Origin of the sequence: Pleurocapsa sp. FMAR1, assembly GCF_963665995.1 — a bacterium.
In the GTDB taxonomy this organism is placed as follows: Bacteria; Cyanobacteriota; Cyanobacteriia; order Cyanobacteriales; family Xenococcaceae; genus Waterburya.
Window position 1 is genome coordinate 587,063 of record NZ_OY762512.1, and the last position, 24,187, is coordinate 611,249.

The 24,187-nt window shown below is 39.7% G+C and carries 24 protein-coding genes and 1 pseudogene; 14 read left to right on the top strand and 11 right to left on the bottom strand.

The window, feature by feature from the left end:
• Positions 1-248: 248 nt before the first annotated feature.
• Positions 249-2,303, top strand: coding sequence for a serine/threonine phosphatase (locus SLP02_RS02990; protein WP_319419167.1), 2,055 nt, complete (start codon positions 249-251; stop codon positions 2,301-2,303).
• A 43-nt stretch (positions 2,304-2,346) separates the two neighbouring features.
• Entirely contained in the window at positions 2,347-3,579 is a 1,233-nt protein-coding gene (locus SLP02_RS02995; RefSeq protein WP_319419168.1) for an FHA domain-containing serine/threonine-protein kinase, read from the top strand.
• 147 nt (positions 3,580-3,726) lie between these two features.
• On the opposite strand, the gene SLP02_RS03000 is transcribed toward SLP02_RS02995, so the two are convergent.
• Positions 3,727-3,945, bottom strand: a complete 219-nt coding sequence (locus SLP02_RS03000) for a DUF4327 family protein (RefSeq protein WP_319419169.1) — start codon at positions 3,943-3,945, stop codon at positions 3,727-3,729.
• 211 nt (positions 3,946-4,156) lie between these two features.
• Here SLP02_RS03000 and SLP02_RS03005 point away from each other — a divergent pair, with 211 nt between their 5' ends.
• A complete protein-coding gene (locus SLP02_RS03005; RefSeq protein WP_319419170.1) occupies positions 4,157-5,746 on the top strand; it encodes a S8 family serine peptidase in 1,590 nt (529 codons plus the stop codon).
• Positions 5,747-5,954: 208 nt separating this feature from the next.
• Here SLP02_RS03005 and SLP02_RS03010 read toward each other — a convergent pair whose 3' ends face one another.
• The 3 genes from SLP02_RS03010 to mfd form a co-directional block, all read right to left on the bottom strand.
• A complete protein-coding gene (locus SLP02_RS03010; RefSeq protein ID WP_319419171.1) occupies positions 5,955-7,238 on the bottom strand; it encodes a M16 family metallopeptidase in 1,284 nt (427 codons plus the stop codon).
• Positions 7,239-7,583: 345 nt separating this feature from the next.
• Positions 7,584-8,216 carry a tRNA (adenosine(37)-N6)-threonylcarbamoyltransferase complex dimerization subunit type 1 TsaB gene (gene tsaB / locus SLP02_RS03015; RefSeq protein ID WP_319419172.1) on the bottom strand — a complete coding sequence of 211 codons (633 nt, stop codon included), beginning with the start codon at positions 8,214-8,216 and terminating at the stop codon, positions 7,584-7,586.
• A gap of 99 nt (positions 8,217-8,315) precedes the next feature.
• Entirely contained in the window at positions 8,316-11,822 is a 3,507-nt protein-coding gene (gene mfd / locus SLP02_RS03020) for a transcription-repair coupling factor (protein WP_319419173.1), read from the bottom strand.
• A gap of 548 nt (positions 11,823-12,370) precedes the next feature.
• Here mfd and SLP02_RS03025 point away from each other — a divergent pair.
• From SLP02_RS03025 to SLP02_RS03060, 8 genes are all read left to right on the top strand, one after another.
• Positions 12,371-12,751 carry a hypothetical protein gene (locus SLP02_RS03025; protein ID WP_319419174.1) on the top strand — a complete coding sequence of 127 codons (381 nt, stop codon included), beginning with the start codon at positions 12,371-12,373 and terminating at the stop codon, positions 12,749-12,751.
• Positions 12,752-12,890: 139 nt separating this feature from the next.
• A complete protein-coding gene (locus SLP02_RS03030; protein ID WP_319419175.1) occupies positions 12,891-13,508 on the top strand; it encodes a thioredoxin family protein in 618 nt (205 codons plus the stop codon).
• A gap of 32 nt (positions 13,509-13,540) precedes the next feature.
• Complete coding sequence (locus SLP02_RS03035) at positions 13,541-14,233, top strand: cytochrome c biogenesis CcdA family protein (RefSeq protein ID WP_319419176.1); 693 nt, start codon at positions 13,541-13,543, stop codon at positions 14,231-14,233.
• A gap of 17 nt (positions 14,234-14,250) precedes the next feature.
• Complete coding sequence (locus SLP02_RS03040; RefSeq protein WP_319419177.1) at positions 14,251-14,859, top strand: cytochrome b/b6 domain-containing protein; 609 nt, start codon at positions 14,251-14,253, stop codon at positions 14,857-14,859.
• 25 nt (positions 14,860-14,884) lie between these two features.
• A complete protein-coding gene (locus SLP02_RS03045) occupies positions 14,885-15,586 on the top strand; it encodes a molybdopterin-dependent oxidoreductase (RefSeq protein ID WP_319419178.1) in 702 nt (233 codons plus the stop codon).
• A gap of 316 nt (positions 15,587-15,902) precedes the next feature.
• Positions 15,903-17,012: a tetratricopeptide repeat protein gene (locus SLP02_RS03050; RefSeq protein WP_319419179.1), complete on the top strand. Its 1,110-nt coding sequence runs from the start codon at positions 15,903-15,905 to the stop codon at positions 17,010-17,012.
• A 503-nt stretch (positions 17,013-17,515) separates the two neighbouring features.
• Positions 17,516-18,079, top strand: coding sequence for a Uma2 family endonuclease (locus SLP02_RS03055; protein ID WP_413467313.1), 564 nt, complete (start codon positions 17,516-17,518; stop codon positions 18,077-18,079).
• 19 nt (positions 18,080-18,098) lie between these two features.
• Positions 18,099-18,323, top strand: a complete 225-nt coding sequence (locus SLP02_RS03060) for a hypothetical protein (protein ID WP_319419181.1) — start codon at positions 18,099-18,101, stop codon at positions 18,321-18,323.
• Positions 18,324-18,464: 141 nt separating this feature from the next.
• On the opposite strand, the gene SLP02_RS03065 is transcribed toward SLP02_RS03060, so the two are convergent.
• Together SLP02_RS03065 and SLP02_RS03070 are read right to left on the bottom strand one after the other, a co-directional pair.
• On the bottom strand, positions 18,465-18,737 hold the full coding sequence (locus SLP02_RS03065) for a type II toxin-antitoxin system RelE family toxin (RefSeq protein WP_319419182.1): 273 nt from the start codon (positions 18,735-18,737) through the stop codon (positions 18,465-18,467).
• Positions 18,737-18,946 carry a hypothetical protein gene (locus tag SLP02_RS03070; protein ID WP_319419183.1) on the bottom strand — a complete coding sequence of 70 codons (210 nt, stop codon included), beginning with the start codon at positions 18,944-18,946 and terminating at the stop codon, positions 18,737-18,739. Before SLP02_RS03070 ends, SLP02_RS03065 begins: the two co-directional genes overlap by 1 nt.
• Before the next feature lie 69 nt (positions 18,947-19,015).
• Here SLP02_RS03070 and SLP02_RS26450 point away from each other — a divergent pair.
• Positions 19,016-19,457: pseudogene (locus tag SLP02_RS26450) on the top strand (helicase); the annotation flags it as partial.
• A 106-nt stretch (positions 19,458-19,563) separates the two neighbouring features.
• Here SLP02_RS26450 and SLP02_RS03085 read toward each other — a convergent pair.
• The 4 genes from SLP02_RS03085 to SLP02_RS03100 all read right to left on the bottom strand — a co-directional run bounded on the left by SLP02_RS03085 (position 19,564) and on the right by SLP02_RS03100 (position 20,820).
• On the bottom strand, positions 19,564-19,692 hold the full coding sequence (locus SLP02_RS03085; RefSeq protein ID WP_319419186.1) for a WD40 repeat domain-containing protein: 129 nt from the start codon (positions 19,690-19,692) through the stop codon (positions 19,564-19,566).
• A 32-nt stretch (positions 19,693-19,724) separates the two neighbouring features.
• A complete protein-coding gene (locus SLP02_RS03090; protein WP_319419187.1) occupies positions 19,725-20,264 on the bottom strand; it encodes an SH3 domain-containing protein in 540 nt (179 codons plus the stop codon).
• Between the two features lie 13 nt (positions 20,265-20,277).
• Positions 20,278-20,484: a hypothetical protein gene (locus tag SLP02_RS03095; protein WP_319419188.1), complete on the bottom strand. Its 207-nt coding sequence runs from the start codon at positions 20,482-20,484 to the stop codon at positions 20,278-20,280.
• 78 nt (positions 20,485-20,562) lie between these two features.
• Positions 20,563-20,820, bottom strand: coding sequence for a hypothetical protein (locus tag SLP02_RS03100; protein WP_319419189.1), 258 nt, complete (start codon positions 20,818-20,820; stop codon positions 20,563-20,565).
• Positions 20,821-21,293: 473 nt separating this feature from the next.
• Between SLP02_RS03100 and SLP02_RS03105 the strand changes: the two genes are divergently transcribed.
• Positions 21,294-22,475 (top strand): AGE family epimerase/isomerase, encoded by a 1,182-nt coding sequence (locus SLP02_RS03105; protein WP_319419190.1) that lies wholly within the window; start codon positions 21,294-21,296, stop codon positions 22,473-22,475.
• 86 nt (positions 22,476-22,561) lie between these two features.
• Entirely contained in the window at positions 22,562-22,993 is a 432-nt protein-coding gene (gene mscL, locus SLP02_RS03110) for a large conductance mechanosensitive channel protein MscL (RefSeq protein WP_319419191.1), read from the top strand.
• Between the two features lie 76 nt (positions 22,994-23,069).
• On the opposite strand, the gene mraY is transcribed toward mscL, so the two are convergent.
• Positions 23,070-24,185, bottom strand: a complete 1,116-nt coding sequence (gene mraY / locus SLP02_RS03115) for a phospho-N-acetylmuramoyl-pentapeptide-transferase (RefSeq protein ID WP_413467314.1) — start codon at positions 24,183-24,185, stop codon at positions 23,070-23,072.
• Positions 24,186-24,187 lie beyond the last annotated feature (2 nt).

Genomic DNA, 24,187 nt, shown 5'->3' on the forward strand with positions numbered 1-24,187 from the left:
TGTGTCAACTAAATTAAGCTTTATTCTTTATTGCTTCTCTAATAAGCATAATTATTACCCTCAGAAATCAACTTTACTTAGTGGTCAACCGTTCTCCACCTTGCTAAAGGTCTTGTTCGTATGGAGGCAAGGCTTGCAGTTGACTGCCTTCGACGATGAAAATCTAGCTGCGAAATACTTTTATGAATTAACCCATTAGAAAAATAAATTAATGTAGGCAAAAATTACATCTATTAGGAAAGTACATTATGCTTATTTGTCCACGGTGTGAATTTGAAAATCCTGAAGCTAATAAATTTTGCCAAAATTGCGGTGTTTCGCTGACGGACAAAATGTGTTGTCAATGCCAAGCAAATATTCCTATCGAAGCAAAAACCTGTAGCTTTTGCGGTGCTGCTAATCATACTGTGCTGTGGGCAATAATTTCTCAAAAACCAGTAGCAAAACCTTTACCTCAAGCAGAATTAGCTAAAGCGATCAGTATTTATAACAACAATCATGAACAATTAGAAATCGAAAGTATATCTGACCTGTTTGTCGAATGTAGAGACAAAGCCAAATCTCTATTACAGCTTCACGGAGAAGACCACACCTCAAGTCGCTACGAAATTGAGGGGGATAATAATTCTGAAACATCTTTGCCTACTAATGACTATAATTCTGAGTATACATATCTACAAAAAAAAGTAATTGATAAATATCCTTTGCAAAAATCCCACTTGGCAACTCTCCAAAAACAACAAATGGATTTGTTTGCAGAATTAAGCCAAAGTTTAAACAATTCCTATTTAAAAGCGGCTCAATACTGGAATTTAGTCGGACTGCCAACTCATGCTTTACCCTATCTAATTTTAGAAAAATACACGCCTACAGTTCCCAAAATCTATGATGCGTGGCAGCAAGAAGATCGGGGAGTCGTGTTACTACCAGACCGTTCTGAGTGGCAATTACTTAAAGATGTATGGTCTCAACAAAAACTGCCGCTGCTACAGATAATTTGGTTTTTAGATGAAATGGCAAAAATGTGGGAACCTTTGCAGCAGATTAGCTGCGCTCAAAGTTTGCTAGTAGACAAAAATTTACGCATAGATGAAGATCAAGCCTTTTGTTTACAGCAATTGTATATGGATGAGTCTGACAGTTGCCCGACTCTTAAAGATTTAGCTAAAGTATGGCAAGTTTGCTTTGCCGAATCAAATTCAGATAATCTAGATGAACTAAACAAATTATTAGAGAGAGTTATTTCAGGAGAGATAGATGAAATAGAACAGCTAAGATTAGAGCTTCATAATATTGGTCTTGGTGAAGACGAAATTGAGTCCTTTGATATTCATACTAATTATTCTGACGTGAACATTCCCCAATCTGAACCCGACAAAATCCAATCCAACGATGATTTAGAATCTGCTGAACAACCAGTTTTTTTCCAGGAAGAAGATATGATGTACAGTAGCGATTTTGAAGAACAAGCCACGGCAATGATACCTATGCACCTAAGAAGTATTGCTGATGCTAGCTGTACTGACATTGGCTCCCAAAGAGACCATAATGAAGATTTTTTTGGGGTCAAAACCTTAATTGAGAAAGCAGAAAATACTACCGAAACTAACCTTAGCGTGCGTGGTTTGTATATAGTCTGTGATGGCATGGGGGGTCATGCAGCAGGAGAAGTTGCTAGTGCTATGGCGGTTGAAAATCTCCAAAAGTATTTTCAAAGCCACTGGCAGCAAAAATTACCAGAGCAAAAAACTATTGAAGAGGGGATTTTATTAGCCAATCAAGCTCTCTATCAAACAAATGTAGATAATTCTCGTTCTGGTAGCGGTAGAATGGGAACTACTTTGGTAATGGCTTTTTTACAAGATACTCAAATTGCGATCGCTCACGTCGGAGACAGTCGCATATATCGCGTTACTCGCAAGCAAGGACTAGAACGCTTAACCTTGGATCATGAAGTTGGTCAAAGAGAAATTAATCGAGGGGTCGAACCCGACATTGCCTATGGCAGACCTGATGCCTATCAGTTGACTCAAGCCTTGGGACCTAGAGACAACAACTATGTGCGTCCTGATATTCAGCTTATCGAAATTACCGAAGATTGCCTACTATTGCTTTGTTCTGATGGTCTTTCAGATAATGATTTATTAGAAGAAAATTGGCAAGAATATCTTAAACCTTTGCTTCGTTCCCAAAGCGATCTCCAGGGAGGTCTATTTAAACTGGTAAATTTTGCTAACGAACACAATGGTCATGATAATATTACTGCCGTCTTGGTGAGAGTCAAGCTAAAGCCTGATTTTTAAAGACCATAGTTCTTTTTGCTTATTTAATCGATAATTGCCCAATATGGTCATTTTTACGCTTTTAGAACCGCAGACAAACCAACCTCTTCAACAGTGGGAGTTTTTAGAGCAATCAGTGATTCGTATTGGTCGCGCTCAAAATAATGACATTGTGCTGCATGGCTATTTTCAAGTCTCTCGACAGCATCTAGAATTAACTCTCATAGATCCTCAACAAGAAAAGTGGCAGTTAATTAGTAGAGGAACTAACGGTACTTTAGTCAATAATGATTTTGTGACCGAAACTATCTTAAATAACGATGATTTGATTCGACTGGCAGAAAATGGACCCGTATTTAAGTTTGAACTAGAATCTTCCTTAGCTGAAAACCAAGAAAAGGTAGAAACAACTGAGATTCTTAAGCCTGCTGTTATTTGCGATCATCAAGATAATCCAGAAGGCAGTATTTTTTGTCGCCATTGTGGCGAGCCAATAGTCGGCGATGAGCATTATGTTGGCTCTTATCAAGTCTTACGGACTCTTGGTAGAGGAGGAATGGGAACTACCTATCTAGCTTGGGATCGCAACCGCACTATCAAGAATGCACCTATGCTCTTGGTTCTTAAGGAAATGAACGCAGATATGGCGCGCATTGCCAAAGCAAGAGAATTATTTGAAAGAGAAGCACGTATCTTAAAGTCTTTAGAACATAAAGGTATTCCTAAATATTATGATTTTTTTGTAGAAAACAACCGCAAGTACATCGTCATGGAATTAATTCATGGTTACAATTTAGAGCAATTAGTTAACCTGCGAGGAGCAACCGATGCCCTCAGAACAATTAACTGGATGATTCAAGTGTGCGATATTGTGGAATACCTGCACAACTTGGAACCACCTTTGGTACATCGAGATATCAAACCAGCCAACTTAATGCTGCGTAATTTAGATAGTCGCCTAATGCTGTTAGATTTCGGGGCAGTAAAGGAACTAGGTACGGCCTTAGAAACTCGCATTGGTGTGGAAGGATACAGTGCGCCAGAACAATATCGAGGCAAACCTTGTCCTCAATCAGATATTTATGGAATAGGCACGACGATTATTTTTCTTTTAACTAGCCAAACACCAATGCAGTATTATCGCTATCAAAGCAGCAAATTTGAGTTTGATGTTGATAGCATTCCTGGGCTGCCTACTAACTTAGGAGAAGTTTTATCAATTGCTTGCCAACCCGAACCAAAAGACCGCTATCAGACAGCTAAAGAACTAAAGGAAGCTCTTTCTGCTTGCCTATAAGGTTACGCTTGAGCATTAAAACTTCTGACTTCTGACCTCTTTCGAGACCCCGCGTCGCCGTCAGAAGTCAGACCCCGCGTCGGCGTAAGACGCAAGGGAATGCTGACTTAGCAAGGGAATGCTCGAATTGACTTCCCCAGAGCGGTACTAGTCCTCATCCCAATCTTCTACAGAGAGTAGTTCACAAATTGGATCTTGAGGAGAAAAATCGAAGTCCAGTAGTTCATTTTTCCAATATGACCAATCATCGCCCAATAATAAGGCAATTTTGCCAATACGATCGTCTGGTTTGACGATATTAGAGTCTACCAAGGAAGATACCTTGCGCTGCAATTTCATCATCGGATGTGCAACTTGTTTTGTCATACGCTTAATTTTGCCTGCTATGATATGTTGATTAAATAGTTTAGGGTCTGGTTTCTGTTTGGCTTACGTTTTGAAACTTTAAGCCTGAAGTTCTCAGATCAACCTGACATACTTGTAACTTAATATATACTATTTCGCAAGGATTTGCTTCAATTAGTACGGTAATTACTCTATAAAGTGAGAATAGCCGACGATGAGCAAATAAACAATTATGGGTAATAAAGGAATATTTTTAGTTTCTGGATGGATAATTGCTGGGTTAGTCACTCCTGTTTTAGCTTTAAATGATTCTATCAGCGAAAAAGGGGTTAATGCTCTGCGTTTGCATTCTTCTCCCTATAATTTGTTGGGTCGAAAAATTGGTATTGGTCAAGTAGAGGTAGGTCGTCCTGTTAAACTAGGTAAAGATAAAGCAGCTAATACCTTAAAAGCAATTTCTCCATGGGCAGTTTTTTATGGCGATCAAAGTGCTATAACAGATAAAAATGTAGACGATCATGCCAGCATGGTTGCAGAGGTAATGATTGCTGAAGATAAACAGCTACAGGGTATTGCCCCCAAAGCCAAGCTGTATGCCTCGGCGGTAGGCTCTTTAAGTGAAGGAGGACAGCCTCAAGAATGCTTGGCGAGCCAGCATATTGCTCAACAGAATGGCGGTGATATTCGAGCTATTAATTTCAGTTTTGGAGAATCTCTAGAGCGAGATGAACGAGACGAAGCAAAGCTAGACGGCAAAGCATTATTAACTTCCTGTATTGATTGGTCTGCTCGCAACCATGAAGTTTTGTACGTAATAGCAGGAAACCAGGGGGAGGGAGGAATTCCGATTCCTACAGATAATTTTAACGGCATTACTACTGCCTACACTACAAAGAGGAAGGGTAAATTTAATAAGGTAGATTTTGCTAATTTAAGTGATTTACCCAAAGGAATTGGACGTAGCTTTATTAGGAAAGAGATTGACTTTGGCGATCGCCGTGCCGTTAGTTTGCTTGCCCCTGGCGGACAAATTGCTGTTTTCAATCAAAAAAGGGAAATAGAAAAAGTTAGCGGTACAAGCTTTGCTGCCCCTCATATTACAGGTGCGGTGGCTTTGTTACAGGAATATGGGGATAAGCGTTTAAAACAGACACCTAAATCATCTAACTGGAGTTTAGATTCCCGTCGTCATGAAGTAATGAAAGCCGTGCTGTTAAATTCTGCCGATAAAATTGCCGATCGCGGCGATGGCTTATTATTAGGTATGGAGCATACTATTTTGGGTAAAAAAAACCATACCTGGTTTGATTCTGATGCCTATCAAAATCCCCGTGTGCCTCTAGATATACAGATGGGTACAGGGCAATTAAATGTTTGGCGAGCATACCAACAGTTTAGTGCAGGAGAAAACAAAAATAAAACTGTAAATGCTCTTGGTTGGGATTATAGAAAAATAGCAGCCAATAACTATCAGGAGTACTATTTGCAAAAACCTTTAGTTAAAGGAAGTTATGCCGCTATTACTTTAGCTTGGGATCGTTTAGTAAAATTAAATGATCTTAATCGCAATCAGCAGTATGATGAAGAAGAGACTTTTAGCGATCGCGGTTTAAACAACTTGGATGTTTATCTCTTACCCATAGATGAAGAGAGTGACATGAGAAACACCTGTTCTTCTTCTAGTTTTGAAGACAGTGTAGAACACATTTTTTGTCCTATCCCTGCTACAGGACGTTATAAAATTCGAGTTCGTTATCGCCATCAATTCAACGAGCCAATTCAACCCTATGGTTTGGCTTGGTGGACAAAAGCCCAGAGCTAAGAGCTATAGTCATTCCAATTAATTTTCGTAGGTTTATCTGTACTAGAAGTAGCGAGTAATGAGTAACAAGTAACAAGTACTAAGATTGAACATTCGTATGTTTCCTATTTAAAACGACTATAAAAGCAGTCTTAAGCATCCAAACTCACGCTATCTTTAGAAGCTTAGAGCTTGTAGCTTATGGCTTATAGCTACAAGCTTGGCTCGTTTACTCAGGTTTCATGGTGACAATGCCATAGGCTTCTGGATTGAGATATTTCTGGGCTGCTGCCTGTAAATCCTGGGCAGATATAGCTTGAATATGTTGTGGATAATTGAGGGCGGGTGCTAGATCTTTTAGCTGTGAATAATAATAGCCATAAAGATTAGCGCGATCGCTTGGTCGTTCATTAGCAAAGACAAATCGATTCGCTACTTGAGTACGAATACGCTCAATATCCTTAGCTGCAATCGGTTCAGTCTGAATATTTTTGATTTGTTGGGCGATCGCCTGTTCCACTTCAGGAATATTTTCCGTGGGCAAAGCAGCAGAAATATAAAATACTCCTTGGTGGGTTTGGGTCATATTACTTACGCCTATCTGATTAACCAGACCTTTTTCTTCGCGCAACTCTCTAAATAAACGGGATACCTTACCCTGTCCTAAAATTACCGCCAGGATATCTAGGGCATAAGTTTCGGCTAAATCTTCCATCCCAGGAACACGCCAACCCATGACTAATCGTGCCTGCTGCAAACTCTCATCAGTATATTCATAACGAGCTATGGAAGCAAAAGGCTGTTCTGGAGTTACCGAGGGAGTAGTATTTTTAGTATATTCCTCGCCAGAATCATAATGCTGGGCAAACCCTTGGGTAACAATCTCAATTAACTCTTCTACTGGCAGATTACCCACAACCGCTGCGGTCATTGACTGGGGTTGATACCAAGCACCATGAAAATCGCGCATTTGTTGCGATCGCAAGTTTTCAATTACTGTACTTGGACCTAATACAGGGCGACGATAAGGAAGAGTTTCAAAACAGGCTTCCATTGAGCGATAAAAGGTACGACGACGTGGGCTATCTTCCGAGCGACGAATTTCTTCGAGTACAACTAATTTCTCTCGTTCAAAAGCTTCATTTTCAATACTAGGATTTAAAACCACGTCTAGCTGAAGGGGAGCTAGTTCAGCAAAATCTTTGGGAGCAGTGGTTATATAGTAATGAGTATAGTCTTGGCTAGTAGCTGCATTAGTTACTGCACCCCGTTCTTCAATCAAATGCTCAAATTCACCCATTTTTAGATTAGGCGTGCCTTTAAACACCATATGTTCCAAAAAATGTGCCATACCGTTAATATCATCGCTCTCTTTGGCTGAACCAACATTAATCCACACATTGAGGTTCACCGCATCCACAGGCATTTGTTCGGCGATAATGGTTAAGCCATTATCTAATTGGCGTATAGTTGGGGCATTGAGCTTAGGCTGTTTAGTAATAATGGAAGTCATTAAATATATTTTTGGCTTTATATAAGCTATTTAGAAAACTTATAGTTATTCTAATCATTATTAGGCGATAAAAGAATCAGGAATTCGAGATTTAATACCGATTACTGGTTAAGCTTGATGTGAATCAACCTTTTTGCTGTTTATTGTAGATGATGAGACTCTAGTTAATAGGGCAGAAAATTAAGGTTAATGTTTACGTCAGGGGCTTGGGGAGGGCGTAACCGCCCCAATGGGGGGTTTGGGGGGCTAGTCCCCCAATATTCAGTTATGGTTTTAAAGACAAATTTCAAATAAAACGGCAAAATCGAACATTTCTAATTCACATCAAACGTTGATTACCGATTGCTAGTTATTAACTGGATGTTGACCATAAAAAGGGATAACTTCTGACCAATGATCGGACTTTCCCTGTTGCCAGTCGGCATAAGCCAAGTCCAATACATTAGTTACCGTACCAGCAATATTATCCTCGGCAATAATTAGTTTATAAGCATCCAAACTATCTAAAATTTCTTGCCAAGCTGCCTGACTGATTAACGTATCCTCCATATATGCTTGAAGTTGCCCTTGTTCATCTAAGCGGTAAATAGCCACAAATAGTTCTTCTCTTCTGGCAGCCATTTGTACTGCTAACAATTCATTGCCAAGATGATTTTGGGCTGCTGCCACTGCTGCTAGATTAGAAATACCAAATAAGGGAATATCTAACTGTTGAGCTATGGTGCGCGCTGTAACAACTCCTACACGAGTTCCTGTAAAGCCTCCAGGCCCTTTGGCTACGGCAATAAACTCTATATCCTGCCAAGTTTGCGGTAGGAGCATTTTTTGCAAGTATTGATGCAGATGAGATGCTAAATCTCGCCCTAAGTCCCAAACCTCATGGCGACTGTTTCCCTGATAATTATTGAGAGCTATTCCAAGCTGAGGTGTACTGGTGTGAAGAGCGATCGCATATTTATGACTATTGAGGACGGGCATAAGCTAATAACGCCGTTGGTGATTAAATGTATGACGCATATAATGTTTTCGTAGTTAAAAGTATATCTTAAATCATTACTTCTACATGATTACCCTTATTTAAACCAATTCCAATTCAGGTAAAGCCTTGTGAATTATACCTAACCATTCGCTCAAATTATCCAATTGCTTCTGAGGTTTAACAATACCCAAACCGCGCACGATGACTTTCTTTGGCGCATAGACAAAACGCGATCGCAAGTGCTTAGGCAGATTTTTCGCTAATAAATTCCAAGCAGGTTCAGCCATTGGGGTTTCCAAGACAATATTTGTTTGTCCTTCAGGCTTAATACGGGAAAAGCCGATCGCCTTAGCTATTTGCTTTAATTCCATTACCTGTATTAGCTGTTGAGTCGGGGAGGGAATTGCACCATAGCGATCTTCCCATTCGGCTGCAATCTGTACCAGTTCTTTTTTTGAGGATGCAGTAGCGATCGCCCGATAGGCATCCATTTTTTGTCCAGCATCAGCAATGTAGCTGGCGGGGATAAAGGAGGTAAGCTTGAGATCTATTTGGGTATCTTCTACTTTGGGTATTTCCTGTCCTTGAATTTCTTTGATTGCTTCTTGCAGCATTTCCATATAAAGCTCAAAGCCAATGTTAGTTATTTGCCCAGATTGTTCTGCACCCAAAAGACTACCCACACCGCGTATTTCCATATCCCGTGTCGCTAGTTGATAGCCCGAACCCAATTGACTAAATTCTTGTAAAGCTCTAAGTCTTTTGCGAGCCGTATCTGATAAAGTTTGTTTGTTGGGGTATAGTAACCATGCGTGTGCTTGAATCCCCGCTCGTCCGACTCTTCCTCTTAGCTGATACAGTTGGGATAAGCCAAATCTTTGGGAATCTTCGACAATAATTGTGTTGACGCGAGGGATATCTAAACCAGACTCGATGATGGTGGTGCAAAGTAGTAAATCCGCTTCGCCATTACCAAAAGTAAGCATGGTTGATTCCAATTCCGCCTCTGGCATCTGTCCATGAGCGATCGCAATTTTGATATTAGGAATCATCTCCCGTATCTGTGCGCTAACTTCTTCAATGCCTTCGACTCTTGGTACAACATAAAATGCTTGTCCACCCCTGTCTAACTCATTACGGATGGCGTTGCGAATTACTTCAGGGTTATAAGGAGAAAGATGGGTTTTAATTGGACGACGAGATGGCGGAGGCGTGGTAATTAAGCTCATTTCCCTAATTCCCGACAGGGACATATATAACGTGCGGGGAATAGGAGTGGCAGAGAGGGTTAATACATCTACCTGCGCTTTAAAAGCCTTGATTTTTTCCTTTTGGTTAACCCCAAACCGTTGTTCTTCATCTACCACCAGCATTCCTAAGTCTTTAAACTTGACATCCTTATTTAATAGCTGTTGAGTACCCACCACTAAATCTAACTCTCCTGTAGCCAGCCGTTGCATAATCTCTTTTTTCTCAGAAGCAGTGCGGAAACGATTTAATAAGCCAACGTTGATCGGATAAGGCGCAAATCTTTCTTTGAGGGTGTGATAGTGCTGTTGCGTCAAAATAGTTGTAGGTGCGAGAAACGCTACCTGCTTATTACCACTGGTAATTACTTTAAAAATTGCCCTAATTGCCACTTCCGTTTTACCAAAACCCACATCGCCACAGACAAGCCGATCCATCGGGCGATCGCTTTCTAAATCTATCTTGATATCTTGGGTGGCTTTGAGTTGATCTGGGGTAGGTTGATAGGGAAATGAATCTTCTAGTTCTTGTTGCCAAGGGTTATCAGGAGGGTAGGCATAACCTTCTAGTTTTGAGCGTTTAGCATAGAGCTTTAATAAATCTACCGCCAACCTCTTAATATTTTTCTTAACTCTAGTCTTAGTGTTTGACCAAGACTTTGCTGCCATTTTATTTAACTCTGGCGGACGCTTGCCTACCTGTCGAAATCGCGTCAGCATATCCAAAGAATCAGCGGGAACTCTTAGTATTCCATCGGCATATTGAACTACCAAATATTCACGGTGGACTAAAGTTTCTAGCTCAATAAATTTCCCTAAGCCGTGATGCTTATGCACCACATAATCTCCTGGACGTAATTTGTTTAGATCGACTTTTTTAGAAGTAGCCCGACGACGCTTACGAATATAGCCTGATGTCGCTAAAATTTGCTGTCCAAAAAATTCTTTATCCGTAACAATGACAATTCGATAAGTCGGTAAAATAAACCCTTCTAATTCTGCTAAACCTGAATATTTTACCGCTACGGCTGTACTTTGAATATGAGCTTTTTCAATGGCTCTAAAGTCTTGAGGATTAGGAACAAACTGAACGGGACAATCATGTTCTTGTAATAGAGAAGCCGAACGACTAGGCTGGGCAGAAATCAACCAAGTTTGATATTTTTCCAAGGTCATCCCGCTGTATATTTCTCGTTTACCTCTTAGAATCCCCGCTAGTTTGGCAAACTGGTTGGGCGTAGTAGGAATAGGACGCGCCTGTAAATTATGTACTGATACCGCGTCAGGTTTAGCTATATTTAAACGAGGTTTTTCTTCGGCAATTTCAGATAAATAAATACAGTCAAACTTATCAGTTTTGGCTAAACAATTTTGGAACTCAGCGTGAATTTTGGGCAGACTTTGCTCTAAACCTTGCCATTGAGATTCTGCCAGTTCTATCCAGCGATCGCTATGTGCCTGGCATTGTTCTAATTCATCAATAGCTATCAAGGTATTGTCAGGTAAATAATCTAAAATCGAAACATGTTTATCAAAAGCAATTCCTAAAAATCGCCTCATCCCTTCTGGCGGATTGCCCTCAAGTAGAGCTTCTAATTCTTCATCATCTAAATAGCTTTCAACACTTTTACCATTTTCCAAAATACTATTAGCAATTATGGTATTAAAAGAAGTTGGCGTTAATAACAACTGCTCCAGTTTGTCTAAAGATCTTTGAGTAGCAGGATCGAACTCCTTTAACTTTTCTAACTCATCCCCAAACCACTCCAGCCTCACGGGTAATTCTGCTGATACTGGGAAGATATCCACAATATCGCCTCTTCTACTCCATTGCCCTTCTGTTTCTACCAAAGCTACTCGTTCATAACCCAATTTAGCCAAAGATTCATCTAGCTGCTTCGAGGTCAACTCCATCCCCTGCTGTAGCGTCTGACAATAAGACCCAAACACCTCTGGGGGTGGCAAATGAGGCTGAAGCGATCGCTCTGTAGCAACTATGGCGATCGGTTTATGATTATCTCCCTCATTGATAATTGACAAAACCTGCATCTGTCCCCAAGTTATCTCTGATTCGGGGTCAAATGGGTCATAAGGACTTGCTTCGGAGGTAGGATAAAAATTTACTGTCTGCCACCCCATCGCCTCTAATTGGGCAGCCCAGCGTCCAGCCTCTTCTAAGGTAGGACAAACTAAAAATAAGTTTTTGTCTTGGGCTTTTGCCAAACTAGAGCTAACAATTCCCTTTGGTAAACGTGGTATGCCATTAAGCAGCAATGACTGCCCTTTATCAAGTTTTATTAGTAATTCTCTGGTTAAAGGCGATTTTTCTATCGTCCGTACTACCGATGCAAAAGCCATAATTTGAAGAGATGAGAGATGAAGTATGAGGGATGAAGTATGACGGATAAATAATAACTGTTCCCTCTTAAAAAAGATAGCGAAAAATAAGACTAATTAGTGCAAGTATATTAGAATTATGTCAAAATTACGGATGATTACGTTTGGGAGATGATTACTAGACCTAGCTTGAAAATAGAAGCTAGAATAACCCAAATTCATTAATGGTTTTATTTTTATCCCTGGGTTGTGAACTATAGTTCATGGGATCTCTTGCATGAACATACTTTTTCGATGCTAGTGTTTGATTTCTGACTAGCTGCGGTGGGTACACCTTGCTGACCTCTGACTTCATAAAGTTGCAAGTACAGTTACCTGAGAAAACGCTGAGTTTTAAATGAGACTTTCCAATACATAGATTCAGTAAATTTATAGATTTAATTCAGATAAGTTTCATTCACAGTCAGCATACTTGAGTAAGTTAAAAGGTCAAAAGCCTTTTAAGTTAAGCAATTTACCTATCGATCTCTCAAGATCAACCTACAATTTGGATGACAACAATTATGAATATGAATCAGAAAATTATTGGCTTAGTCACTACCTTAACTTTAATTGGTAGTCTCGCCGCTTGCTCTACTCCCAAAGCAGAGAGTCAGCAAACTACACCCAATGTAACTGCTGAAAGCACAACACAACCCGACACTATGCAGCAGGGTGAGACGATGAAAGATGATGACGGTGCTATGCAGCAGGGTGAGACGATGAAAGATGATGACGGTGCTATGCAGCAGGGTGGCACGATGAAAGATGATGGCGATGCCATGCAACAGGGTGAGACGATGAAAGATGATGGCGGTGCTATGCAACAGGGTGGCACGATGAAAGATGATGACGGTGCTATGCAGCAGGGTGGCACGATGAAAGATGATGGCGGTGCTATGAAAAAATAAACACCCACAAAACCCCAGTTGCTTCATCTCTTATCCGAACAACTTTCATTGATCGAGTTCTTACACGCTAAACCAAATTAGTTGGCAATTGTGCAAGTAATCGATTTGTACTTCTTGTAATTTATTTGGTGAAACTATCATGGACAAAGTTTCTCGTCAGCGTCGTCAAGTTTTATTTTATTTAGGTCTGGGTGTGGTTGGAGCAGGCGTAACGGCTGCTCTTGGAGTAGGCACTAAAGGCAATAATTCGACCGCAACGGCTTTACCTACTCCTGCTGCGACCAAAGCCGAAACTGCTTCTGCTGCCTTAGCTGCTGCTGGAAAACAACTCCCCGATTTTCAGGGGATTCAGCAATGGTTAAACTCAGATCCTCTGGCGATCGCCGATCTCAAAGGCAATGTTGTCTTAATTCAGTTTTGGACGTTTGCCTGCATCAATTGTCAGCGCACGCTGCCTTATATTGTCAAATGGAACAGCAAGTATGCAGCACAGGGATTGAGAGTAGTTGGCATTCATACGCCAGAATTTGCCTTTGAGCGCGAGCCGAATAATATCAAACGCGCCCTAAAACAGCATCAAATTACCTATCCTGTCCCAGTCGACAACGAATACAAAACGTGGAATGCATACAGCAATCAATATTGGCCTCATTTGTTTTTAGCAGATCGACACGGCTTTATGCGCTACGATCATATTGGCGAAGGCGCTTATGATACGACTGAGCAGACCATTCAACAGCTATTGAAAGAAACCTAACCTGACAATTTGCACTTGCGTTTCTTTTCTTCATGAATACATTTACCCTTTCTTTTCCAATTGCGATCCTTGCTGGAATTTTGACCGTTTTGTCTCCTTGTGTATTGCCAATTCTGCCAGTATTAGTGGGTCGATCGCTCCAGTCTCATCGCTATGGTCCAGTTGCTTTGGTGGTTGGCTTAGTTGGAGGCTTTGCGGTTGCGGGGAGTTTATTAGGTATCAGTGCTAGCTGGTTCACTGGACTCGCTAATTTTCTCAGGTACGGCGCGATCGCAATTCTGCTGCTCTTAGGTATCCTGGCGTTATTTCCCAGCTTGAGTTATAAATTGTTCAGCTACTTGCCAATCCAGCAATGGACTAAAGAACGTCCTCGAATTGGACTGTGGGGAGAGTTTTGGTTAGGGACTCAATTGGGACTGCTGTGGACACCCTGCGCGGGACCCGTTTTAGGCGGAATTCTAGTGCTGGCAGCCGTCAATCATCAGGTGGTAAGTGCTTTTAGTTTACTGATGGCTTATGGGTTTGGAGCAGCGTTGCCGCTCATTGCGCTTTCTTATGGAGGACGTAAAATTAGTCGGCGACTGCTCAGTTTGCGTCGTCACAGTGTAGTCTTACAAAAAGCTGGAGGTGCGATCGTAATTGTGACGGCGATCGCAATTCTGTTGGGTTGGGATGTCCAAATTCAGCTTTGGCTAGCTCCCTATTTTCCGACATTTTCAATTTAGAATAAGGAACTTTAATCATGAATTCTGCCATACCCGCCAAACGTGGAAAATCTAAGCCGTCTCCATCTCAAACCCTCCTCTCAAAAATCTTTCACTGGACAAATTTGATTAGTCTGTTTGTAATGCTTTTTAGTGGATTGCAAATCTACAACGCCAATCCAGTGTTTGGCGGACGTGGAGGGTGGCATTTTCCCGATTTTTTAACTCTAGGCGGATGGTTGGCAGGTGGACGGCATTGGCATTTTACGGCGATGTGGTTTTATGCCTTGAATCTGCTGTGGTATGGGTTATATGTGTTTATTTCGCGCCGTTGGGAGAAACGATTTGTCAGCGAAAGTGATGTTAAGGCTTTGCGGGTGAGCCAGAATCCTAAGCGCAAAAATTACGCACTCCATCGATTGGTTTATACAGCCATTCTGCCGATTTTACTCTTGTCGATCGCGTCTGGTTTGGCAATGTATAAACCCGCTTCATTTCATTGGTTATCCAGCTTATTTGTCAATTGGCAGACGCTTCGTACCATTCATTTTCTTGCCGTTCCTATTGTGATCTTATTTACTCTGGTTCACTCATTGTTAGCCTTAAGAGTTGGTAGTGTTCGCCTCATAAAATCTATGTTTATCTGAGGATAATTATTTATTATTTATAAAAATGTCTAAATTTATTTCTCGTCGTCAACTGTTGCAGTGGTCTGGATTATCTGGTGCCGCTTTACTGCTTAATAGCTGCGGTTCAAGTTTAGGATCGAGTGAAGTCGGGCAAGCTTTTGAGCCACTCAATCAAGCATCACAAGCCTTGTTACTTGCCCACAAAGCCGTTCCTGAATTTCCAGTCAGTGCGATCGAGCCTGATAAACTTTTAATCAACACCTTCGATCAAACGCCACAAATCGATCCTGCACAATATCGCCTACAGATTGAAGGTGAAGTTAATCAGCCGATGCAGTTAAGTTTGACAGATCTTCAGGCACTACCGCTAACATCAATGGTGATTCAGCACGTGTGTGTCGAAGGCTGGGCAGCGATCGTCCAATGGGGCGGAGTGCGACTATCCGAATTGCTTCGATTAGCCCAACCTAAATCAAATGCCCGTTATGTTTACTTCAAATCTGCCGATGGTTACTACGAAAGCTGGGATTTAGCTTCGGCAACACATCCTCAAACGCTGATGGCATATCAGAAAAATGGACAGCCTTTGTCGGTTGATAACGGTGCGCCTCTGCGTCTGGCTTCCCCAATTAAATTGGGCTACAAACAAAGTAAATGGGTAACTCAAATTATGCTGACAAATCAGTTGATGCCGACTAAAGGATATTGGGAAGATCTAGGATACGAGTGGTTTGGAGGATTGTAAACTTGCTGCTTTTATGCAGAAGAATCAAGCTATTGGATAAGGGATACTTCTTTTCTTCCTTAAAAAAAGATAGCGAGAAATGGATGCCATTGATTTAGAGAGAATGCTAGTTAAGAAATTGGTTGCCCTTTGACAGAAAAATATTTACCAACTCCAAACGCCATCGCATAGAGTATTAAAAGCCTAAAATTCTAATCACAAAACGACAACGCCAGTGAAAATAATACTCAAGTTTGTTAACAGTTAATATGTTGGTTGCCTATTATGTGGATATGGTAGATTTTAATATTTGTTGAAGAAAAACGATTAATACTCTATGTCGTATAAAATTGCGAACTTTACTTGCTCTGCTTTTATAGCTCTAGCACTTCTTCTACTGCCCACGGCAACCAAGGCTAATTCCGAGCAGGCGATCGCTCAAGCAAATTATCTAGAGCTTAACAATTTGTTGCTTAAGGGTAAACAGTATGTAGAGAAACAAAATTACGATCGGGCTTTAAAAACTTACGAGAAAGCAGCTAGTTTAGATCGTCAAAATTCGCAAATTTTTTCTGGCATTGGTTATGTGCAGACTCTAAGAACAGAATATGATGCAGCAGCAAAAGCTTATCAACAGGCGATCGCTTTATCTCCTGACGATCCTAAACTTTACTATGCTTTAGGCTTTTGCCTGGGTAATGCAGGAGAAAACGCTAAAGCAGCAGTAGCCTATGAAAAAGCCATTGAACTAGAACCAGACAACATTCAAAACCATCTTGGTTTGGGAGTGGTCTTGCTGCGAGAAAAGGAATACGATCGAGCAGTTGAGACTTATAATCATATTTTAGCGATCGCTCCTGACAACGAACAGGCTTATAGCGTTGTTTCTCGCCTTTTAATTGAACAAGACAAATCCCCCCAAGCTATTTCTTTAATTCAAAAAGCCATTCAGCAATATCCTCAATTAGCTGATTTACAAATTCAGTTAGCTACTGCTCTTTTGAGCAAAAATGACTTTACATCAGCATTAAAAGTATTAAAGATAGCTAAACAAAATGATCCTTATGACCATTCGATTTATTTGCGTACAGGAGACGTACTGTATCAACAGCAAAAATTCGACGCAGCTTTAATTGAATATCAACAAGCATCTCGACTAAAGCTCAATTCCGCAGAAGCTATTGAAGGTATTGGTAAAGTTTATTTAGCAAAGCAGAATTACATTCGTTCTACCTCTGAGTTTAGACGTTTGACGACAATTGCTGCTAATAACCCTTCTGGATATCGTTATTTAGGCATTTCTCTAAGAGCTAGAAAAAGATATGATGAAGCGATCGCTGCCTTTAATCAAGCTCTAAAGTTATATAAAAGCGCAGGTAATACCCAAGAAGCAGATAAAGTTGCTGTCTTTATTGACGAGCTTAACGGGAAGCTTAATCAAAATTAATTCGATGAATAAACCTTGAGGATTAAAAAAAAGAAACACAAGTTTTTTGTGATTTGGCTCATATATCATAGGTCAAAAAAACAGTTATTTTGGCTTTATATCATCAGCCTTAGAGTAAATCAAGAACTTTTTCGTAGAAATTAGAGCGATCGCATTGCTTCGGAGTTAGCATGACTACCCTTTATTATTGGCTTCTGGTGGCAGAAATAATGACCGCGAGAGAGGATCTCTAATCGCGGTGTTGACTTTAGAGTAATTTATAGCTGTTCCAATGGCGATCGCTTACTTAAGCAAAAAGTTGGAAGAAACTGCCAATTCCTAAAGCTAGCGTCGAACAACAAAATGAAATAGCAAAGCTTGTTGATGAGATTTTACTTCTTAAAAATTCTAATTTACAACATGATGTATCTGCTATCGAATCTAAAATAGACGATCGCGTCGCTGCGCTTTATGGCTTGTAGGACAATAGAGAAGAGAGTGAATCTTTTAAAATGGATAAAATCATGCGATCGCCCTTAAACCTCCTTACCGTCAAAGAATACCTTGAATTCGAGCAAGATGGCGAAATACGTCACGAATACGTAGCGGGACAAGTCTATGCTATGACTGGAAGTAGCAGAGAACACAATCTTATCGCTACTAACATTATTGCTATATTACGTCCTCATCTGCGTGGTGGTTCGTGTCGTGCTTTTGTTTCGGATATGAAAGTAAAAGTTAAGGCACAACAAGCGGATATATTTTATTATCCCGATCTTTTAGTCACCTGCAACCCCAATGATAGTAAAAAATACTTTAAAACCAGCCCCAGTTTAATTGTAGAAGTTCTTTCTAATTCGACTGAAACTACAGATAAAAGAGAGAAGCGTATTAATTATCAATCTATTGATAGCTTACAGGAATATATTTTGGTTTCACAAGATGAAATTAAAGTAGAAATTTATCGTCGAGATAATAAAGGTAATTGGACAGTTGAAACTTTGGCTAAGGATGACAATTTGTCACTAGATTCTGTTTGTTTAACCTTAACAATGGCAGATATTTATGAAGATGTTTTTAGCCTTTAGATTTTAAATAATTATTTATATGGTGATAAGTAAACCCATGCAACCAGCTTTACATTTAACCACCAAAGTTTTACCAGGAAACAAGATTGAAATAGAAATTCCCGAAGGAGAAATTGGCGATACTGTTGATGTATTCGTTGTTTTACCAAAAAAACATCAAGCAACAAAGCGGATGCGACCCCGCGCCGACGCAAGGCGCAAGGGAACGCGCACCAAGCAAGCGATCTGTATTAGAAACAATTGAAGCAAGCCGTAGTAGAAACACTTTTAGAAGTGCTGAGGATATAGATCGTCAAATACAAGAGGAAAGAGATTCATGGGACAGTTAGTTATTTCATCTCAGAGTAAGGCTTGATAAATTATTGGAGAAAAATCAGATTTAAAACTATGGAAAATATCTATAAATTTCTTTTCGATGAAGGAAACGTACAAAGGCAACAATATCTTGCTTGATAACCAAACCTACTCTGTAGTTACCTATTCGAGAACGATAGTGGAGTTTATTCTTTTTCCCCTTGAGTTTCTTAAGATTGGGAATTTGAGCCAGACTATCTGCTATTTCTACCGCATTAATAAATTCTTCGAGACGATTAAGTGTTGCTTTATCTTTGATAGCGCGAATGTCTTTGAGAAAGCTATTTTTAAAATCTGTCTGCACTATTCACCACTTAAAACTTTAAATATTTCTTCTCGGCTGACGGATTCACTATTTTCACCTTCTTCGATAGCGCGAGATAGTCCAATATCTTCTAAGGCTTCTACTAATAGAGAGCTTACTAATTCTTGATTTTCTTCCATCACCTCGACAATAGCCTCTTTGAATAAGGCTTTCATCTTTTGGTCATCTGCGCTTACTGAATTAGTCATTTTAAATTTTTATTCCTAACTCTTTTATATTAATCCACTATAAATCACCTATCATGGATACACCTCGATATGCCAAGTCACGAGATTATTGATAATCGTAAGCAAAGATTAGTAGACAAAATAAACTGTATTCTCGAATCAAGTAGCGCAGCACATTTTGCTGTAAGCTACTTCTTTATTTTAGGTTTTACCGCCAAAGTGCGATCGCCTCAGATACATCAAGCAACTACGCTTACTAATTGGTAATACCTCTAACCGCGAGACAATCGAACAAATCGCTCAAGGATATAAAAGATTAAAACTAATTAGCGATCGCCTTGAGGCTGAAACGGTAGAAACGGTACGTTCTGATATTGAACTATTAGACCAAACCGATGAGGCACAGACGCTTATTAAAAATCTAGTGCAGATGATTGAAGAAGAGCGTCTTGAGGTCAAGGTATATACCAAGGGTACGCTACACGCTAAAGCCTATATCTTTGATTACGGTCAAGTTGACGATGATAAAGGTATAGAATTAGCTTGAACCGAAAGTTTTATATATTTACATAATGTTTCTAACCAATAGGCGATCGCGCTTTTGAGCTAACAATAATGCAATTTATTTACGGCTTTTGTCAAACCATAATTTTTCCATCATCACTAGAGCTAGCAATAGTTCGATTATCAGGGCTAATAGCAATGGAAGTAATCACATCTGAATGACCTCTAAGATTGCGAATTACTTTCCCTGTGCTAATATCCAATATTTATTTGTAATAATGAGGAATTACTAAAACTAATAACAAGTAAGATAGTTAGAATTTACCCAACCTTTCAAGCCATTGACCGGACTGCTAGAACCTTGTACAACTTGTACGTATGACCAAACTCCCTGTTGTTGGAGAGGACGCACTGTATTGCCATTATTCAACCCCGCTCGCGATTCTCCATTAGGAGTAAAACGCAAAGCCAATTGCCCTTGAGAAATATTGATCACATCACAAAAACTACTCGAATATTGAGCTTGACTTGTCTGTTGAAGACTGACTTGACTTTGATGAATATAGCCCTGACCACAATAGTCAGTTTTATACCAACCATTGTTCTGACCGTAAACATTAATGGTAGTCTTCGATTGAACTGAACAAATTATCTGACCGTTGGGAACAGATCTGATATTAGATGGAGGGTTAAAAACTACTGCTTTTCTAGTAGATTGAGCGATCGCTATTGGAGCTGTAAAGAAGGAGACAGTAACAGCAGGTACTGCGATCGCTGCCATTAAAGCTAAATTTGCCAATCCTTTTATTTTGTAGGCTTGTATTTTTTTCAACATAAATAATCGATCATTAAAATATTTGAGCTTGGGCTACTGGCTTAAAGTTTTGCGTAAACCTGAGCCAGGTCTGTACTTTTCCACCAACGATATTTAGCTTGGGTACGTCAATAGTTGTATCCGCTCGATAATAGGTAACTGGTGTTACTTCTGAGCGTCCTAAACCGTAGGCAGTAGCAATATCGCCAGCTAGGCTACAGCTAATGTTAAATGCACCCATATCAAGATCGCGATTTCCTGCATAGTATTGCCATTTAATGCCATCCCAATTGCGATCTGCTTGCTGATCGAGACATTCTTAATGAGTTAACTCAAACATTTTTGCCATGTGTGCGTCATAGCGACGTAATCCCCCACCTGCTTGAATAGTAGTGTTACGATCGGGAACGACAAATTGAGCCACCATCATGTTGTTATCAAAGCCAGCGTTGAAAATAATCCATGAAATTGGAACTGAAGTTTGAGCGTTGGCAAATACTTTTTTAACTGAACTTACAGCAAGTAATGAGCTACTTAAAAGAGTAAAAAGCCTTATTTTATGAATTAGTTGTTTCATAATAGTTTTAGCTATAAATTATCAATATATGAAAAGCATAAATTTAATAAAAATATGAATATAATCTAAATCAAACATAATCTGATAACGTCAATTTCGCTTCTGAAGATGTACCTAAAAGCTATGCTTTAGATGCTAAGTTTTGCAATAAATACAGTTGACTAAAGCTAGAAATAATGTTAATTTTGAACGCATGATTTGGTAATAAAATTTTATGTTCATCGTCTAGACAACTCTCTAGATAAAACTTTTGCAGGGTATAAAAAGGTAATGAAACAAGGTGAAAAAGCGATCGCACGTTGGGCTAATAATTAGGCGAGTTATTCTTGTGAAAATACTTTTCTTATTCTGAAAATTTTAAGATCAGTAGTAGAGTAAAGCTTAAATATTGTTGAACCAATTGAAATGATTAGAATGCTGGAAAATCCAGTAAATTAATACTTATTAATGACCCGCAGCGTTACTAGACTTGTATGAACCAAACATTTAAGAATCTAGCCCAAGTATATAAAGATACCTTGCTCAATAATGTAGTTCCTTTTTGGTCAAACCATTCGGTTGACGAGGAATATGGTGGGTATTTTACTTGTTTAGATCGTCAAGGAAATGTCTACGATACCGATAAGTTTATCTGGTTACAAAATCGTCAGGTATGGACATATTCCATGTTGTACAACCGTTTAGACCCCCGAGAAGAATGGTTGAAAATTGCCAAACAGGGAGCAGATTTTCTGGCTAAAAATGGACGAGATGAGTTGGGGAATTGGTATTTTGCTTTAGATCGAGTTGGACAGCCTCTGATTCAACCCTATAATATTTTTTCTGACTGTTTTGCAGCCATGGCTTTTAGTCAATATGCCTTGGCTGCTGGAGATGAAAACGCCAAAGAAATTGCTTTGCAAGCATACAACAACGTATTACGTCGTCAGCATAACCCCAAAGGTAAATATAACAAAGCTTTTCCTGGCACGCGATCGCTCAAAAGTTTAGCTGTACCTATGATTTTGGCTAACCTATCTCTGGAGATGGACTGGTTGCTTGAGAGTAATCAGCTAGAAAAGATTTTAGCAGCAACAGTTCAAGAAGTAATGGGCGATTTTTTGGATACTGAGACAGGATTAATGTACGAAAACGTGACCCCCGAAGGCAAACATTTAGATTGTTTTGATGGTAGGTTAATTAATCCTGGTCATGGTATCGAGGCGATGTGGTTTGTCATGGATATTGCTAACCGTAGTCATGATTTAAATTTAGTTAATCAGGCTGTTGATGTAGTTTTGAATACTCTTAAGTTTAGTTGGGACAAAAAATATCAGGGTATTTATTATTTTATGGATGCTCAAGGACATCCTCTTCATCAATTGGAATGGGATCAAAAACTTTGGTGGGTACATTTAGAAACTTTAGTAGCTTTATTAATGGGATTTAATTTAACTGGACGACAAGAGTGTTTAGATTGGTTTGAAAAAGTTCATAATTATACATGGAAGCATTTTCTTGATGATGATTATGGAGCATGGTTTGGTTATTTAAATAGAGAGGGAAAAATCTTATTAAACTTAAAAGGTGGCAAATGGAAAGGCTTTTTCCATGTTCCTCGTGCCTTATATCTATGTTGGCAACAGTTAGAAACTTTACATTTGAAATCGAAATAGTTGCTAATCAAAAACAAATTTATTGCCAAATCTAAATCTGCAATTACAATAAGAGCGTTTATAATTTTTGAATAAACAAAAAAATTATGGTTAGAAGAGGAACACAGGCAGCAGGTGGCTTTTTATCAGGTTTTCGCGACTTTATCATGCGTGGTAATGTTGTCGATCTAGCTGTGGCAGTAATTATTGGTGCTGCATTTAGTAAGATTATTGATTCTTTGGTTGCTGATATTATCACTCCTGCAATTCTCAATCCTGCCATGAAAGCTGCTGGAGTAGATAAACTTTCCGAATTGTCCGCAGGTGGTATTCAGTACGGTTTATTCGTAGCGGCAGTTTTAAACTTTTTGATAATTGCTTTTTGTATATATGTGCTTGTACAGGCTTTTGAAAAGGCTAAAAAACGTGTGATTCGTCAAGAGGCATTAGAAGAAGAAGAACCTGATGTTAATCTAGTAGCTCAAGAAAGGTTGACTGGTGCAATTGAAAGATTAACCCATGTAATAGAAACAAAGTAAAAGCTTTTTATAAATAGAGTTATATTTTCTGCTAATGAGCGTATTACATGACCTCGTTAGCTTTTTAATTTAGAAGCTAGTGCAGCCAATAAGCGATCGCCACCAGCATAATATTAACCAGATAAAAGACACCGACTACCTGAGTTTCACCCCAGCCACTAAGTTCAAAATGATGATGAAGGGGAGCCATTTTAAATAGGCGTTTACCTTTACCTTCAGGGGTTTTAGTTGCCTTGTAATAAGTGACCTGGGCGATCACCGATAGAGATTCCACAAAGAAGATACCGCTAACTACAAATAATGCCCAAAGATTGTTGCTAGTAAGTCCAACTGCTGCCAATGCACCACCCAAAGCCAAAGAGCCTGTATCCCCCATAAATACCGTGGCAGGGTTGCAATTGTGAACCAAAAAGCCCAGACATCCACCGCTAAGACAAGCGCAAAAAATGGTCAGATCGCCATGACTAGGACTAATAATTACCCCTAAACCCAATAAAGCGATCGCGCCTGTCCCCGCAGCTAATCCGTCTACTCCATCGGTTAAGTTGGTAGCGTTGCTTTCAGCCGTGAGAACAAACAATGCCAAGGGCAAAAAAAACCAACCTAAAGCTAAATGCAGTTCTCCTGGCAGGGGAATATCTGTAATCGAGGGAAACTGATACCACAAAAGCCACAGTGTAAAAACTACCCCAAACAAAACTTGTAAAGTTAGCTTCATCCGAGGGGATATGCCCTTATTTGATTTACGTCGCAATACCTGCCAATCATCAATCCAGCCAATAAAGCTATAGCCGAAGGTAAGCAAACAAACAGCAATTAACTCTGGCGAAATTGATGTACCATTAGTCAACTTTACCCAAATCAAAGATGCAGCTATAGCTACAGTCACAAAAAAAATTCCTCCCATTGTGGGAGTTCCCGCTTTTTTTAAATGACTTTGAGGACCATCTTCCTGGACAACTTGTCCTGTTTTGAGCTTGTTGAGTATGGGAATAACCCAAAACCCCAACAAAGCACTGATCGTGGCGCAGCCCAAAAGGGGAAATAGTAGCAAACCCCATTGCTGATTCGGAGAACGACCAGCAGATTCAAAAGCGATCGCTCCTATGGTTAAAACACAGATCAGAAAAATTAATAAGGCTTTACCAGAAGGATTGATCAATTTTTCTGTAGAAAGCGATTTAGCATTCACCA